Raw genomic sequence first — 15,824 nt, forward strand, 5'->3', positions numbered from 1 at the left:
AGATGAAAATAGCCATTGTAGGAACCGGATATGTCGGATTGTCCAACGCCCTTTTATTGGCGCAGCACCATGAGGTAGTTGCGCTGGATATTATTCCTGAAAAAGTCGCCATGCTCAATGCACAGGTGTCGCCGATTGAAGATCACGAAATCAGTGATTTTCTGCAAAATAAAACCCTAAACTTCAAAGCCACTACGGATCAACGAGAAGCGTATCAAAATGCCGATTATGTCATCGTAGCAACACCTACTGATTACGATCCGAAAACCAATTACTTCAATACCAGCAGTGTGGAAGCGGTGATTAACGATGTTAAAAAATACAGACCGGAAGCCGTGGTCATCATCAAATCGACCGTTCCCGTTGGCTTTACTGAAGATTTAAAAAAGAAACTGGATTTCGATAACATCATCTTTTCCCCTGAATTTTTAAGAGAAGGAAAGGCGTTGTACGATAACCTCTATCCTTCCAGAATCATCATTGGCGAACAAAGCGAAAGGGCAGAAGTTTTTGCTGAACTCCTCAAAGAAGGCGCCATCAAAAAAGAGATTCCTATTTTATTTACCCATTCCACCGAAGCGGAAGCGATTAAATTGTTCTCGAATACCTACCTCGCATTAAGGGTGGCGTATTTCAACGAACTCGATAGCTATGCGCAAACCCATGACCTCGACAGCCGTCAGATTATCGAAGGCGTAGGTTTGGATCCGCGGATTGGTTCTCATTACAACAATCCGTCTTTTGGTTACGGCGGTTATTGCCTTCCGAAAGATACCAAACAGCTGTTGGCGAACTACGATTCCGTGCCGAACAATATTATTCAAGCCATTGTGGATGCCAACCGCACCCGAAAAGATTTTATCGCCGACTCTATTCTCGCGAGAAATCCCAAGAAAGTGGGCGTGTACCGCTTGATCATGAAATCCGGTTCCGACAATTTCCGGGCTTCAGCCATTCAAGGAGTGATGAAAAGAATTAAAGCCAAAGGCGTGGAAGTGGTGGTGTACGAACCCGTAATGAAAGAAGAAACCTTCTTCGGTTCCCGAGTAACCAAAGATTTAGAAGTTTTTAAACAAGAATGCGATGTCATCATCTCCAACCGTAAAGCCCCTGAATTGGCTGATGTTGAAGAAAAGGTGTATACGAGGGATTTGTTTGGGAACGACTAGGGGGGATGAAGGATGGAGGATGGAGTTTGGAGGAGAGAGTGGGCAATTTTGGAATTTGAAAATGAGTTAATTTGATAATGGGGGGGATTGAGTTTTTGAGGGTTAAGAGGTTAAGAGGTTAGAAGGTTAAAAGGTTAGAAAGTTGTAGCTGAGTTTTTGGGGATTTGTAGATCTAATTTCTATAAACCCTCAACTAAAATCTTGCATCTCGGTTCTTGAATTCTGATTGAATTTTTTATATATTTACATGGTACTTATTATATTATATATGAATTTAAAATTGATAGAATGTTCTCTTTTTGTCTTTTCTCTAAAAATCTATTTATTTTCGAAGGTGCCGTTATCATTCAAGATGTATTATAGAATAATGTGATGGTAGTAAAATTTGGTGAATAAAAAAATAGAGATCAATGATACAGCCTATAATTTCTTTGTCTTCTCCTCATATGGGAGGTAAAGAAATGCACTATATTCAGCAAGCCTTTGATGAGAATTGGATTGCGCCTTTGGGTCCGAATGTCAATGGTTTTGAGCATGATCTGGAATCCTTTTTGGATGAAGAAGTGTATGTTGCGGTACTGAGTTCTGGAACGGCTGCGCTGCATTTGTCTTTGGTTTTGCTGGATGTGAAGCCCGGTGATTTTGTAATTTGCCAGTCGCTCACCTTTTCTGCATCAGCGAATCCCATCGTCTATATGGGAGCTACTCCTATTTTTGTAGATAGTGAAAAAGATACCTGGAATCTTTGTCCGAAAGCGGTAGAAGAAGCCATCCAGTACGGAATTGCTCAAGGGAAAAAACCAAAGGCGATTATTGCAGTTTCTCTTTATGGAATGCCTTATCAAGTAGATGAAATCAATGCTCTTTCGAAGCGGTACGACATCCCGGTGATTGAGGATAGTGCCGAAGCTTTGGGAAGTACTTATAAAAATAGAAAATGTGGAACTTTCGGTGATCTTTGCGTATTAAGTTTCAATGGAAATAAAATTATCACCACTTCCGGTGGCGGCGCCTTGATTTTGAAAGATCCTGCATTTAAGAAAAAGGCCGTTTTCCTTTCAACGCAGGCCAAAGACGATGCTCCACACTACGAACATACCAATATCGGCTACAACTACCGCATGAGTAATATTTGTGCAGGCGTTGGCCGAGGACAGATGGAAGTTTTGGCAGATCGGGTTGCCCAAAGGAGAGCCAACCACCAGCGTTACCAGAGATTATTTGCCGGGCAAGCTCATTTTACCCTTCATCAGGAACCCAATTCAGATTTTTTTTCTAACCACTGGCTGAGTATTGTTACGGTAAGTGAAAACAGCCGCATCAGTGCCGATGAGATTCGAAAAATGGCGTTAGATCAAAATATTGAGACTCGCCCAGTGTGGAAACCGATGCATCTTCAACCTATATTTAAAGATACTCTCTACTTTGGCTCTAATTTTGCAGAGCAAACTTTTAACACGGGGCTTTGCTTACCTTCTGGATCTAATTTGACTCCTCAGGATTGGGAAAGGATTGAACACTTTTTTTACAAAATATTTGCTTTATCTTAACAAAAGTATTGATTTGTTTCTTTAAATGTTGTAGTATTGTGTAAATAGTACAGTGATGGAGAGCGAGGGGATAACTGCTTGTTTCTCTGATGTTAATAATCAAGTAACGTATGAGTTTAAGCACAAAAATGAAGAAAAACGGAGCTTATGAAGGTCAATTGTTAAATCTTACGGATATTCGGTACCTCCCGAGATGGGCTGTTTTAGTAATTGATATTCTTTTGGTTGCTCTAGCGATTACTCTTTCTTGTTACCTTATCGAGAAACTCACCCATAGTACTCATTTTGTTTTTTACAATACCTTGAATATGTACCTCATTATTTTGGGGGTCAGTATTTTATTCATGGTGTTATTCCGTACTTACTCTGGAATTATCCGACATTCTACCTTTATCGATTTGCTTAAAATCTTTATCATGACCTTCTGCGTGACGGGAGCGATTGGTTTGATTACTTATGTATATTTTTGGATCACCGGAGAATGGATGATCCATCTCTTGTTGCCTTTTCTCCTTGTTTTTTTTGCTGCATCGTTTATCTTTCTTTTTATGTTCCGTTTGTTTGTGAAAGAATTCTTTCATTTGATCAGAATGTTTCGCAGAAGTACCCAGCGCAAAAGAATCCTTGTTTTCGGTATTGATGAGCAAGCAGTTGCAGTGGCGAGCACTATTATCGAAAATCCTCATTTACCCTACCATATTGTTGGATTCCTAACCCAACGGCAAGATTATAAAAGGGCCCATCTTCTAGGTAAAACCATTTACAGTGTTGAGAAGATTGAAACCAATACTTACCACGAAATGATGCTTGACGGAGTTTTATTGGTTAAAGAAATGATGTCGAAAGAGGAACTAAACACATGGGTCAATGTATTTCTCGAAAAAGGGCTGCAGGTTTTTATGGCTCCTTCCGTACAAGAGTTAAAAAATTCCTCCGATATGCAAACGTCGATCCGGAAGTTGCAGATCGAAGATTTGCTGAACCGTAAACCTATTACCATCGTCAACGAAGATTTGAAAATACGTCATTTTGAAAAATCAGTTCTCATTACCGGAGGCGCAGGTTCTATCGGAAGTGAAATCGTAAGGCAAGTGGCCACTTTGAATCCTTCACTCATCGTTGTTTTGGATCAAGCGGAAACTCCACTTTATGAAATTGAAATGGAGATGACCAACAAATTTCCGTACATTAATTTCAAATTCATCCTTGCTGATATCTCCAACAGACATCGTATTGAACCTTTATTCCAGAAATACAATTTCTCCATGGTTTATCACGCTGCGGCTTACAAACACGTTCCTTTGATCGAGGAAAATCCGCACGAAGGTGTATTGGTGAATATTTTAGGAAGTAAAAACCTTTCCACGTTAGCCAGCAAATACGGAGTAAATCGTTTTGTGATGGTTTCAACAGACAAAGCGGTAAAACCAACCAATGTGATGGGTGCTACGAAACGTTCGGCAGAACTTTTTGTACAAGCGTTGCAAAACACCCCGAATAATAAAACGAAATTCATCACGACCCGTTTTGGGAATGTTTTGGGTTCCAACGGTTCGGTGATTCCACACTTCAAAAAGCAAATTGAAAATGGCGGTCCAGTGACCATTACCCATCCCGATATCGTAAGGTATTTCATGACCATTCCCGAAGCTTGTGATTTGGTGCTACAGGCCGGAACGATGGGAAAGGGAGGTGAAATTTTCGTGTTCGATATGGGGGAACCGGTGAAGATTTTGGATCTGGCGAAAAGAATGATCAAGCTTTCCGGATTTGAGCCCAACTTGGACATTAAAATTATTTATACCGGATTGAGACCGGGAGAAAAACTCTATGAAGAGCTGCTGAGTGATGATGCAAAAACGCTGCCTACCCACAACGAGAAAATTCTGATTTCCAAAGATCCGAATATGGAATTCGAAGATATTGAGAAATACACCAATCAAATCGTGAAAGCTGCTTTAAGAAGGGAGAAAATACAGGTGGTGCAAATTTTGAAAGAGATTGTTCCTGAATTTAAAAGCAATAATTCAGTTTATGAAGTTTTGGATAAGTAATTTAGAATTGTATATTTGCAAACCTTGATATTTTAAATGATCAATATGAATAAAAACACAATTGTCTTTCTTTTTTTATTAATCCTTACCCTTACCCTTACCCTTACTTCCTGTAACACCCGCAATAAAACGAGTAAACTGAACTATATGCAAAATGTAGAACAGGTGGCCACGGAAGCTTCGATGAATAATGCCGCTTCTAATTCAACCTTACAAGTTGGGGATCAGTTGGTTATTTTGGTATCGGGCAGGGATTTGGATGTGGTGAAACCATTCAACCAAAATTATTCATCCGGGGAATTAATTCAACAATCTCAGGTTCCCGGCAATGTGAGCAACCAAGGTGCAGTTACTTTTTCCGGTCCTACTTATATTGTAGATTCAGAAGGTTATATCGATTTTCCTTTCTTAGGAAAAATAGATACCAAGGGTAAAACTATCGAAGCCTTAAGAGACGAACTGCATTCCAAAATCAAAAGATATGTGATTGACCCTACAGTGAATGTGCGTTTGGCCAATTTTAAAGTGACCGTTTTAGGGGAAGTGAACCGCCAAGGCGAATATATTGTACCCAATGGAAAAGCTACCCTCCTGAATGCATTGGGGATGGCCGGAGATTTGACGATGTACGGCAAAAGAGACGATGTATTGCTGGTGAGAAATATCGACGGTAATATCACGAAAGAGCGGATTAACCTTTTGGATGCGAATTTCATCAATTCCCCTTATTTTCATTTAAAACAAGGAGATGTAATTTATGTTTCCTCTAATAAAACCCGCGAAAAAACCGCAAAACTCGATCCTAACTCAGGGCTATACATTGGGATCGCCTCTATTGTCGTAACTATCTTAGCCTTAGTTTTCAAGAAATAATTTGTTGTAAAAAAATGGAGAACAATGTCACCGCTTCTGAGCATGCTCAAAGTGAACAAGAAATTCATATTAACGAAATCATAAGGCCTTATGCAAGAAAATGGCCATGGTTTATTATCGGGGCGCTTATTGCGTTAGTCCTCGCTTATTTTTATTTAAAAACCACCACCCCGGTTTATAGAGTACAGTCTACAGTTTTAATCAAAGATTCCAAAGCCAGTGGCTCTGCAGTAGGAGAAATGGGCGTTCTTAAAGATTTGTCCGGACTGGGGGGAATGGGGACCAATAGCGTGGATAATGAGATTGAGATTTTCAAATCCAAGAAACTCATGCGCAATGTAGTAGTTTCCAAAGGGTTGCAAACCAATATTGTTTCCGATGAAGGCTTTTCCGAAAGAGAACTCTATGGCGATACTTCGCCGATTACCATAAGAATTATCAATGAAAAGAAAAATGCTGCATTTCCGGATGAACCGGTAGCCATCCAAATCAAAGGAGGAGGCTTTGTCCTTTCTTCTCCCGAATGGAGTAAAAATATCGAGGCTGATTTTAACAAAATGGTGAGTTTGCCTTTTGCCAATATCATGATCAGCAAAAATCCTCAATTTGATCCGGTGAAAGCAAAAGAATTGGGGGAGCTTTCGTTGCACTTTGCCTCATTGGAAAGCAGGGTCAACCAACTACAGAAGGAAACAGAAGTGAATTTGGTCAACAAAGACGCTACCGTGATCGGCTTGGGAATCAACTATCCACAAATCGATAAGGCCAAAGACCTGCTCGATAATCTCGTTTTGGCCTATAATATGGATGCCATTGACGATAAAAAGGTTGAGTCCCAAAAAACCCTTGAATTTATAGAAGACCGCATTGCTAAGGTAGCCGAAGAATTGGGCCAGGTGGAGAATCAAAAAGAAAGCTTTAAATCCGCCAATCAAATTGCAGATATTGAAACGGAAGCGAAGATCAACTTAGAAAGTTCAGCGGCTGCGAGAGCCAAACAAATCGAAACCGAAGCACAATTGGAGCTCACCAACGCGTTGATTGGTTATGTCGGCAAAGCCGGAACTTATCAAGCTTTGCCTTCCAATGTGGGATTGGCGAGTCCTGATGCTACTGCGAATATGGGAGTTTATAATGCGCTGGTTTTAGAACGCAACCGTTTGCTCGAATCCGCTACTCCGCAACACCCTGCCGTGGTGGAAGTGACCAAACAGATCAATAACCTGAAAGGGTCGATCATGCAAAGCCTTCAGAAAAACAGGACAGGGCTAGAGTTGGCGAGAAATCAGTACCAATCGGAGCAAAACCAAGTCGTAGGAAAAATTTCCAAAATCCCTGCACTGGAGAAAATGTTCAGAGGTATTGAAAGACAGCAACAAATCAAAGAAAACCTCTATCTCCTCCTCTTGCAAAAAAGAGAAGAAACAGCTATCTCTTTGGCGATTACGGCTCCTAAAGCCCGTATCGTGGATGTGGCTTATGCTTCAGAAAAACCAGTGGCCCCCAAGGAAATGATTATTTATTTGGCTGCCTTAGCAATTGGTTTGTTGTTACCTTTTATCCTTATTTATTTAACGGAATTATTCAATAATAAAGTCAAAACAAGAACTGATCTTGAAAAGTTGTCACATGCGCCAGTTATTGCTGAATTACCTCGCGTAGAAAAGGGACAGAATGAACTCGTGGAATTGAATGATCTTTCACCAATGGCGGAAGCGTTCAGGATCCTAATCACCAACATGAATTTCATGTTGCCGAAGAAGGAAAAGGGAAAAGTCGTTTTCGTTACGTCTACGGTAAAAGGCGAAGGGAAAACGTTTACTTCCGTCAATTTAGCCCTCACCTTGGCGACGCCTAAAACCAAAGTGGTGATTATTGGGTCAGATATTAGAAATCCTCAACTTCAACGCTATAATACCGCAAGAAAAGGGTTGCGCGGACTGACTGAATTTTTGTATGATGAAACCACCGAGCTGAAAGATATTATTCATGTGACGTCTTTCAATCCTCATTGTGATGTAATTTATTCGGGAAGTATTCCTCCGAATCCTACTGAACTGCTCACCAATGGCCGATATGAAACACTGATTGAGCTTTTAAAACCGCAATACGATTATATTATTTTAGATACCGCACCGTTGATGCTGGTAACCGATACCTTCCTCTTTGCAGATATGGCGGATGCCACGATTTATGTGACCCGTTCCGGATACACTGAGAAAGAACTTATCGCCTTTGCCAATAAAAACATCGACCAGAAGAAAATCAAAAATGTTGGTTTTGTGCTCAATGATGTGGACAAAGATTATTTTGGGTATGGGAATAAATATGGATATGGATATGGAGCGAAAGAGAGAGGTTTTTTTGAGCGATTAAAAGAAAGATTCTAATGGAAAATTTGAAAATAGTAATACTTTCTGGTGGTGTTGGCAGCCGTCTTTGGCCACTGTCCAGAAAAAGTCGACCGAAACAATACTTGGATATATTTAATGGTGAATCGCTATTTGGCTTAGCTTTGCAGAGAAATATTGAACTCAGTAAAGATTTTATCATAGTTGGGAATCAGGATAACCATCAGTTGAGTAAAAGTGAATTAGAAAAAAGTTCTGTTTCATATCAGGAAATTATAGAAGCCGTTCCTAGAAATACAACTGCTGCGATTGCTTTTGCTGCATTTGCTGCATCTGAGGAAGATATATTGTTGGTGACACCATCAGATCATATAATAGAAAATGTTTACGCATACCACAATTCTGTGAAAGAAGCGGTCGCTTTAGCAGAAGAGGGATACATTGTTACTTTTGGTATAAAACCTACCAAACCGGAAACGGGATACGGATATATTGAGGCTAATGGAGAAGATGTTTTATCTTTCAGAGAAAAACCTAATAAAAATACAGCTTTATCTTTTCTAAGTGCCGGTAATTTTTTATGGAACAGTGGTATGTTTTGCTTTAAAGCTTCTGTTTTGCTTCAGGAGTTAAGAAATTTCGAACCGAAAATCTACGAAACAGCCTTATTAGCTTGGAACAATGCTAATGACGGAAGATTAAATAAAGAAGATATGATGGCTATTTCTTCTAAAAGTATAGATTATGCGGTGATGGAGCGTAGTAGCAAAATGAAAGTAGTAAAAGGAGATTTTGGATGGTCAGATTTAGGCTCCTTTGAAGCCTTATACGATTATTTTAAAAGAAATGGAAATTCACAGGATGAAGCAGGGAATATGTACATTGGAGGTAATAAGTTTGCGAAATTTTTAGGTTTAAAAGATACCATCTTAGTGGAGACCGATGATGCTCTTTTGGTCCTCACAAAAGAAAATGCACAGGATGTAAAGAATATATACGAAATGTTGGATAAAGAAAATTCAAAATTAATACAATAATCATTTATTATGGAACACGATATAAGACCATGGGGAGAATATTGGGTGTTAGAAGATGCAGCAACCCACAAAGTAAAAAGAATTCAGGTGAATCCTGGTGGAAGATTATCTTTGCAATACCATCACAAGAGGGCAGAAGTTTGGACCATTGTATCTGGGGTTGGCACGATTACTATTAATGAGGAGATTAAAGATTACCATCCGGGGGAAGTCGCTCAGATTTCTTTGGGAGCCCATCATAGGATAGAAAACAAGACTTCCGAACCAGTTGTTTTTATCGAGGTACAATATGGAAGTTATTTTGGAGAGGATGATATTGTGAGGATTGAGGATGATTATAATAGGAAATAAAAACATAAAATATGGGAAAAGTTGCATTAATCACTGGGGTGACCGGACAGGATGGTTCTTATCTTGCGGAACTTCTTTTAGAAAAGGGATATATGGTTCATGGAATTAAAAGAAGAGCGTCTTCCTTTAATACCCAAAGAATTGATCATTTGTATATGGATCAACATGAAGCTCACGTGAATTTTAAATTACACTATGGAGATTTAACAGATTCTACCAATATTATTCGAATTATCCAAGAAGTTCAACCGGATGAGATCTATAACCTTGGTGCAATGTCCCATGTAAAAGTGTCTTTTGACTCGCCGGAGTATGTGGCCAATGTGGACGGTATAGGGACTTTAAGAATACTGGAAGCCGTGAGAATTCTTGGATTGGAAAAGAAAACAAGAATTTACCAAGCATCTACTTCGGAATTATACGGCGGGATGACTGAAAATAAAAACGAAAGAGGTTTCTACGACGAAAACTCACCTTTTTATCCGCGTTCCCCGTACGGGGCAGCGAAGATATATGGCTTTTGGATTACCAAGAATTACCGCGAAGCTTATAACATGTTCGCATGCAACGGTATTTTATTCAACCATGAATCTCCAAGAAGGGGGGAAACTTTTGTTACGCGTAAAATCACCATGGCAACCGCTGCAATTGCATTAGGCCAACAGGATTGTCTTTATTTAGGAAACCTAAACTCTCAAAGAGACTGGGGACACGCGAAAGATTATGTAGAAGCGATGTGGAGAATCCTTCAGCAGGATCAACCAGAAGATTACGTAATTGCTACAGGCGTTACCACTTATATCCGTGACTTTGTGATGATGTCTTTTGCTGAAGTTGGAGTTGAGTTGGAATTTGAAGGCGAACAAGAAAATGAAATCGCGAAAGTGAAGACTTGCAACAATCCAGAATATCAATTAGAAATTGGCAAAGTAGTAGTACGGGTAGATCCGCAATATTATAGACCAACTGAGGTGGATTTATTGATTGGTGATCCTACAAAATCTAAAACTCAATTGGGTTGGGAGCCGCAGTATGATTTGGAGGCTTTAGTGAAAGATATGGTAACATCAGACCTTGCCTTAGCAAGAAAACAAACCCTATGATCATGAATCCAGACAGCAAAATATATGTAGCCGGACACCGTGGGCTAGTTGGCTCCGCTATATGGAAACAATTGGAGTCTAAGGGGTACAAAAACCTTATTGGACGCTCTTCGTCTGAATTGGATTTGACCGATGCAGTCGCTACGGAAAAGTTTTTCGAACAGGAGCAACCGGAATTTGTTTTCCTTGCTGCTGCCCATGTCGGTGGGATTATGGCAAATAATACCTATCGTGCAGACTTTATCTATAAAAATCTGCAGATTCAGCAAAACGTAATCTACAATGCATATAAATACAATGCCAAGAAGTTGTTGTTTTTGGGCAGTACTTGTATTTATCCGAAAGAGGCTGCCCAGCCCATCAAAGAAGATGAGCTGCTAACCAATGTTTTGGAATACACCAATGAGCCGTATGCCATTGCAAAAATCGCAGGAATTAAGCTTTGCGAAAGTTTCAACATACAATACGGTACTAATTTTATTTCCGTAATGCCGACCAACCTTTATGGTCCTAATGATAATTTTGATTTAGAAAAAAGCCATGTATTGCCGGCCATGATTAGGAAGATTTACCTTTCTAAATGTTTGATGGAAAATGATTGGGAAGCAATCAAAAATGATTTAAATAAAAGACCGGTTGAAACTATTTCAGGATCAAATTCCAACGATGAAATCGAAGCTGTTCTCAATAAATACGGAATCTTCTCTGACCGGGTTGAGCTCTGGGGAACAGGCAAACCGATGCGTGAGTTCCTTTGGAGTGAAGATATGGCAGATGCCTGTGTTTTTGTGATGGAAAAAGTCGATTTTGAAGATGTTTCAAAAGACAAGAATGAAATTCGGAATACGCATATCAATATTGGAACAGGAAAAGATATTACGATTAAGGATTTATCCATCCTTATCGCTGATAACATTGGCTATACCGGAACTATCCTGTTCGATGCCAACAAACCAGATGGGACGATGAAAAAATTGACGGATGTCAGCAAATTGAACGCATTTGGTTGGAGACATTCCGTGGAAGTCCCAGAAGGTGTGGAAAGGATAAAGGATTGGTATTTGTCCTTAAATAATTACAACTAGTAATGAAAAATATACTTTTCTTCTTTTCTACAGATTCTGGCGATAGATCAAAAAATCTGAAGGTAAATTTATACATTTCTTATTTTTCAAAGATTATCACCCTTGGGATTACATTTTTAATCGTACCACTAACGATTCATTATGTAAATTCTACTAATTACGGTATTTGGCTTACACTAAGTTCAATAGTATCTTGGTTTTCCTTTTTTGACATTGGCTTTGGGAATGGTATGCGAAACAGATTTTCTGAAGCGGTTGCAGAAAATAATTTTATAAAAGCAAGACAATTTGTAACCACTACTTACATTGTTGTTTTTTTTATTTTTTTTATCGTTTGGCTACTCTTCTTGATCCTGAATTATTTTTTGGATTGGCCCTATATTCTAAATGCACCACAAAGTATGCATCATGAACTTGCAGTCGTTACTTTGTTTGTAATAACAGGATTCTGTTCACAGATGGTACTTCGGCTTATCACCACTGTACTCATGGCGGATCAAAAAGCTGGTATTGCTTCTGTTATTGAAATGTTTTCACAAGTTTTAACCATATTGGTTATTTTCATTTTGAAGACTTATACACAAGGATCGCTTATTTACTTATCTTTAGCGCTTAGTCTTCCCCCGATTTTGGTTTATATTTCAGTATCGTTTTATTACTTTTCTAAGAGTTATAATATATATATTCCTCGAGTAAAATATTTTGAAAAAGATGTAGTAAAAGATATATTTCAATTGGGAAGCAAGTTTTTTATTACTCAAATTACTATGCTGATAATTTACGCGACTTCTAATATTATCATTACACAAAATCTCAATCCAAAAGAAGTTACGGTTTATAATATTGCCTATAAATATTTTTCAGTGATTATCATTGTCTTTTCCATTATGATGCCTACAATATGGAGTGCTTTTACGGATGCTTGGGCTAAAAATGAGGTGATTTGGATAAAAAAGTCCTTAAAAAGGATGATGAAAATATGGCTTTATTTTATTGTCCTTACTTTGTTTATGCTTCTTTTATCAAACATTATATATAAACTTTGGGTAGGTAAAGAAATCGTTATTCCCCTCAGTCTCTCAGTTTTACTTGCTGTATTTAGTATTATATCAAGTTGGAATTCAATATGGGGTAATTTTCTAAATGGGGTTGGCAAAATTAAATTACAGACAATAGTTTGTGTTATAAAATGTTTGATTTATTTCCCTATTACAATTTATCTTGTTAATAAGTTTGGATTAGAAGGTGTTTCCCTAAGTTTCATACTTATAAATTTACCTGACGCTATTATTTATCCGCTTCAAGCAAAAAAACTCATGAATAAATCCGCAATTGGTCTTTGGAACGCTTAAATATGAAATACAGTTTTAATTACATAATCACAATCCACAACAAAGAACATTTGATAAACGATGTTCTAGCTGGTATAAAGAATTGTGCAAGTCAAGATTCCAAAATATATCCTGTTTTGGACGGATGTACAGACAATTCAGAGCAGATAATTGATGAGTTTTCGCTAAATAATCCCGAACTTGAAATTATTAAAATTTATGAAAATGATGTTCATGAGCTTCGAGCTATAAATGCGGCCCTAAAAAAAAATTCATATAACGGGAAACCTCAGCTAAATATTATCCTACAAGATGATGTAGTACTGAATGATAAATTTTTGGAAAATCATCTGGAAAAACTTTTTTCCAATTTTGTTGATGTTTTGGGGGTAGTATCTTTACGACATGGAGGAGACTTATCTTCATTTCTTCTTAAAAAAGAGAGTTCTATATTTCCTATTAGAAATTATATAGAAACCGTTTTTGGACACGGTGTTTCTGGAAATATTAAAGACTTAGAAGAAGGCTGTTTCGTTTTCCGGGACGTTGCCATTAAAAGCCCAATATGTATTTCTTCGCAGTTGATTAATAAAATTGGTTTTCCTGATGAAGTTTACCAGCCTTGGGATGATATTGCTTATTGTTATAAAGCTTTGCAAAATGGATGTAGAAACGGTGTTCTATCTGCTAATTTTATCTCTGAAAAAGAATGGGGAACCATGCGCAATAAAAAGCAACAACAAAAACATGATGATATTGTTATTAAAAATTTGAAAACTTTCAGAAAATTAAATGCTGCAACCCTTGATGATTTTTTCACAAAAAGACGGATCGATAAAAATATATATCGCATTTGGGATGCACCTAAAATTTCAAAACCAAGATATTTTATATACGCAAAAAGTATAATAAGCCAAACATTGTATAAAACTAAATTAATTTTTAAAAAATGATTCGAGTGAAATTTTTTCCTTTACAAGCTCATTCTTTGGCATTTGGCGGTTTCGAAATTCAGATGCTTACACTATTGGAGAATTTACAGAAGCATTGTGCTTCACATTTGGTTGTGGATAAGATAGATGTTTGGTCTAGGGACGGAGATTATGATATAGCTCACTTTTGGGGTCTGGAAGCTGGTAATTTCAATAATATTTTATGGGCAAAAAATAGTGGAAAAAAAATAGTAATTACAGTATTGCTCAGTTATTATGAACGTTTAATATCCGTTGTCTATGATAAATTTTCTAAATATATAGGTTATAAAAAGTTTCAGCTTGAGATTCTTAAACTGGTTGATGCAGTAATTGTAGTAAATGATTTGCAAAAAAATGTCGCTGAAAAAGTTTTTAAGATCGCACCTGAAAAACTTTTTGTAATTCCTAACATTGTTCATGAAAATTTTCTGGATAATTCTCTACCAATTACAGATGAAAACTACATTCTATGTACTGGAAATATATGTGCTCGTAAGAATCAAGTAAATCTGGCAAAAGCTTGTCTGAACGCAGATGCGAGTTTGATTTTAGTCGGAAAAGTACTTCCTGGAGAAGAAGAGTATGGTAAAAATTTACAGCAAATAGTTGATGCCAGCAAAAATATTACTTGGATTAAGGGGCTTCCTGAAAGTTCACCAGAATTGGTAAAATTAGTAAAGAATTGCAGCGTATTTGCTTTATTAAGCAAATCTGAAACACAACCAATTTCTATATTGGAGGCTATCTCCATGAATAAGCAGTTATTGCTGAGCAACAGAAAATATGCACAGCAAAGCTATTTTAAAAACGCAATGACTGTTGACCCAGACAATGTTGAAAATATGACGCAGGGGATTAATGAAATATTGAAGAACAAAAATGCATATAGGGCCGACCCAAAATTTTTGGAAGATTTTAAAGGCGTTAATGTTGCCAATCATTATAAAGAAGTGTATGAAACCGTTATGTACAAAAAGTAATAGTCAAAATTTTTACTCATTAAATAAAAAATAGTCGCAATGAAATTATCAAACATTTTCCGTATTGATTTTGACCAAAATAGAGTTTTTGGGCTAGATATTTTGAGAATGGTGGCTATTTTGTTGGTAGTAATTGCACATTCACTGAGTTTTATGCCAAGTGGGATTTCAAAATTGATCGATAGATTCTTATTAGACGGCGTTGGAATCTTTTTTGTTTTGAGTGGATTTCTAATAGTTAAAATATTGATTAGCACTTTTGAAAAGACCAATTGCACATGGTCTGATGTTAAAATATTTTGGCTAAAGAGATGGAGCAGAACTTTACCTAATTACTATTTCTTTTTGGTACTTCTGGCCATCATAAATTATGAGACGGTTATTAAAATTGGTAATAACTTCTATTCATATTTCTTTTTTTTACAGAATGTGGATCATAATCCAAGATATTTTTTTGGATTGTCTTGGAGTTTGAGCGTTGAAGAGTGGTTTTATATTCTAATTGTACTGCTTATCTCGGGTTTCTCATATGTATTTTCAAAAAAGAACAAAAAGAAAGTTATCTTCATATCAATTGTGTTTTTGGTGGCAATACCCAGCCTTCTACGGATAGTGTATAGTGTTAATAACGGTTATTCTGCGGAAACATTCGACATCCTTCAATATTCTGTTATTTACAGGTTGGATACTATCATATATGGTGTATTGGGAGCATTTGTATTATACTATTATTCAGATTTTTGGAAAAAAAAATAAGATTGTTTTTTTTATATCTGGAATTATATTAACACTCCTGATGATGTTCCTAAATATCAACAAATTTAATGAACAGTATAGAATGTTTTCCTGTCTGTTTATGTTTCCCATGGGCTCAATTAATGTATTGCTTTATTTACCGATTCTCAATGACTATAAAAAATCGAAATATGCTATCACAAAACCAATAACATATCTTAGCTTAATTTC

General features: G+C 37.3%; 13 protein-coding genes. All 13 read left to right on the forward strand.

Annotated elements, in window-relative coordinates:
• The first annotated feature begins 2 nt into the window (after nt 1-2).
• The 13 genes from AP75_RS06920 (at nt 3) to AP75_RS06980 (ending at nt 15,614) form a co-directional block, all read left to right on the forward strand.
• Nucleotides 3-1,169: a nucleotide sugar dehydrogenase gene (locus AP75_RS06920; protein ID WP_031501486.1), complete on the forward strand. Its 1,167-nt coding sequence runs from the start codon at nt 3-5 to the stop codon at nt 1,167-1,169.
• A 410-nt stretch (nt 1,170-1,579) separates the two neighbouring features.
• On the forward strand, nt 1,580-2,719 hold the full coding sequence (locus AP75_RS06925) for a DegT/DnrJ/EryC1/StrS family aminotransferase (protein ID WP_084185979.1): 1,140 nt from the start codon (nt 1,580-1,582) through the stop codon (nt 2,717-2,719).
• A gap of 110 nt (nt 2,720-2,829) precedes the next feature.
• Entirely contained in the window at nt 2,830-4,773 is a 1,944-nt protein-coding gene (locus AP75_RS06930; RefSeq protein WP_242589778.1) for a polysaccharide biosynthesis protein, read from the forward strand.
• Nucleotides 4,774-4,818: 45 nt separating this feature from the next.
• On the forward strand, nt 4,819-5,646 hold the full coding sequence (locus AP75_RS06935; protein WP_242589779.1) for a polysaccharide biosynthesis/export family protein: 828 nt from the start codon (nt 4,819-4,821) through the stop codon (nt 5,644-5,646).
• A gap of 14 nt (nt 5,647-5,660) precedes the next feature.
• Nucleotides 5,661-8,036, forward strand: a complete 2,376-nt coding sequence (locus tag AP75_RS06940; protein WP_088263972.1) for a GumC family protein — start codon at nt 5,661-5,663, stop codon at nt 8,034-8,036.
• Nucleotides 8,036-9,034, forward strand: coding sequence for a mannose-1-phosphate guanylyltransferase (locus AP75_RS06945; protein ID WP_031501483.1), 999 nt, complete (start codon nt 8,036-8,038; stop codon nt 9,032-9,034). The genes AP75_RS06940 and AP75_RS06945 overlap by 1 nt, the downstream gene beginning before the upstream one ends.
• A gap of 9 nt (nt 9,035-9,043) precedes the next feature.
• On the forward strand, nt 9,044-9,385 hold the full coding sequence (locus AP75_RS06950; protein WP_031501482.1) for a phosphomannose isomerase type II C-terminal cupin domain: 342 nt from the start codon (nt 9,044-9,046) through the stop codon (nt 9,383-9,385).
• Between the two features lie 11 nt (nt 9,386-9,396).
• Entirely contained in the window at nt 9,397-10,488 is a 1,092-nt protein-coding gene (gene gmd, locus AP75_RS06955; protein ID WP_088263974.1) for a GDP-mannose 4,6-dehydratase, read from the forward strand.
• Nucleotides 10,489-10,490: 2 nt separating this feature from the next.
• The gene (locus tag AP75_RS06960; protein ID WP_088264032.1) at nt 10,491-11,573 is read left to right on the forward strand and encodes a GDP-L-fucose synthase family protein; all 1,083 of its coding nucleotides are present in this window, start codon (nt 10,491-10,493) and stop codon (nt 11,571-11,573) included.
• A gap of 2 nt (nt 11,574-11,575) precedes the next feature.
• Nucleotides 11,576-12,925 (forward strand): lipopolysaccharide biosynthesis protein, encoded by a 1,350-nt coding sequence (locus AP75_RS06965; protein ID WP_088263976.1) that lies wholly within the window; start codon nt 11,576-11,578, stop codon nt 12,923-12,925.
• A 2-nt stretch (nt 12,926-12,927) separates the two neighbouring features.
• Complete coding sequence (locus AP75_RS06970) at nt 12,928-13,857, forward strand: glycosyltransferase family 2 protein (RefSeq protein ID WP_031502080.1); 930 nt, start codon at nt 12,928-12,930, stop codon at nt 13,855-13,857.
• Nucleotides 13,854-14,858 carry a glycosyltransferase gene (locus AP75_RS06975; protein ID WP_031502081.1) on the forward strand — a complete coding sequence of 335 codons (1,005 nt, stop codon included), beginning with the start codon at nt 13,854-13,856 and terminating at the stop codon, nt 14,856-14,858. Before AP75_RS06970 ends, AP75_RS06975 begins: the two co-directional genes overlap by 4 nt.
• 39 nt (nt 14,859-14,897) lie before the next feature.
• Nucleotides 14,898-15,614: an acyltransferase family protein gene (locus AP75_RS06980; RefSeq protein ID WP_088263978.1), complete on the forward strand. Its 717-nt coding sequence runs from the start codon at nt 14,898-14,900 to the stop codon at nt 15,612-15,614.
• The last annotated feature ends 210 nt before the right edge of the window (nt 15,615-15,824 follow it).

The organism is Kaistella haifensis DSM 19056 (genome assembly GCF_000735695.2).
Classification (GTDB): domain Bacteria; phylum Bacteroidota; class Bacteroidia; order Flavobacteriales; family Weeksellaceae; genus Kaistella; species Kaistella haifensis.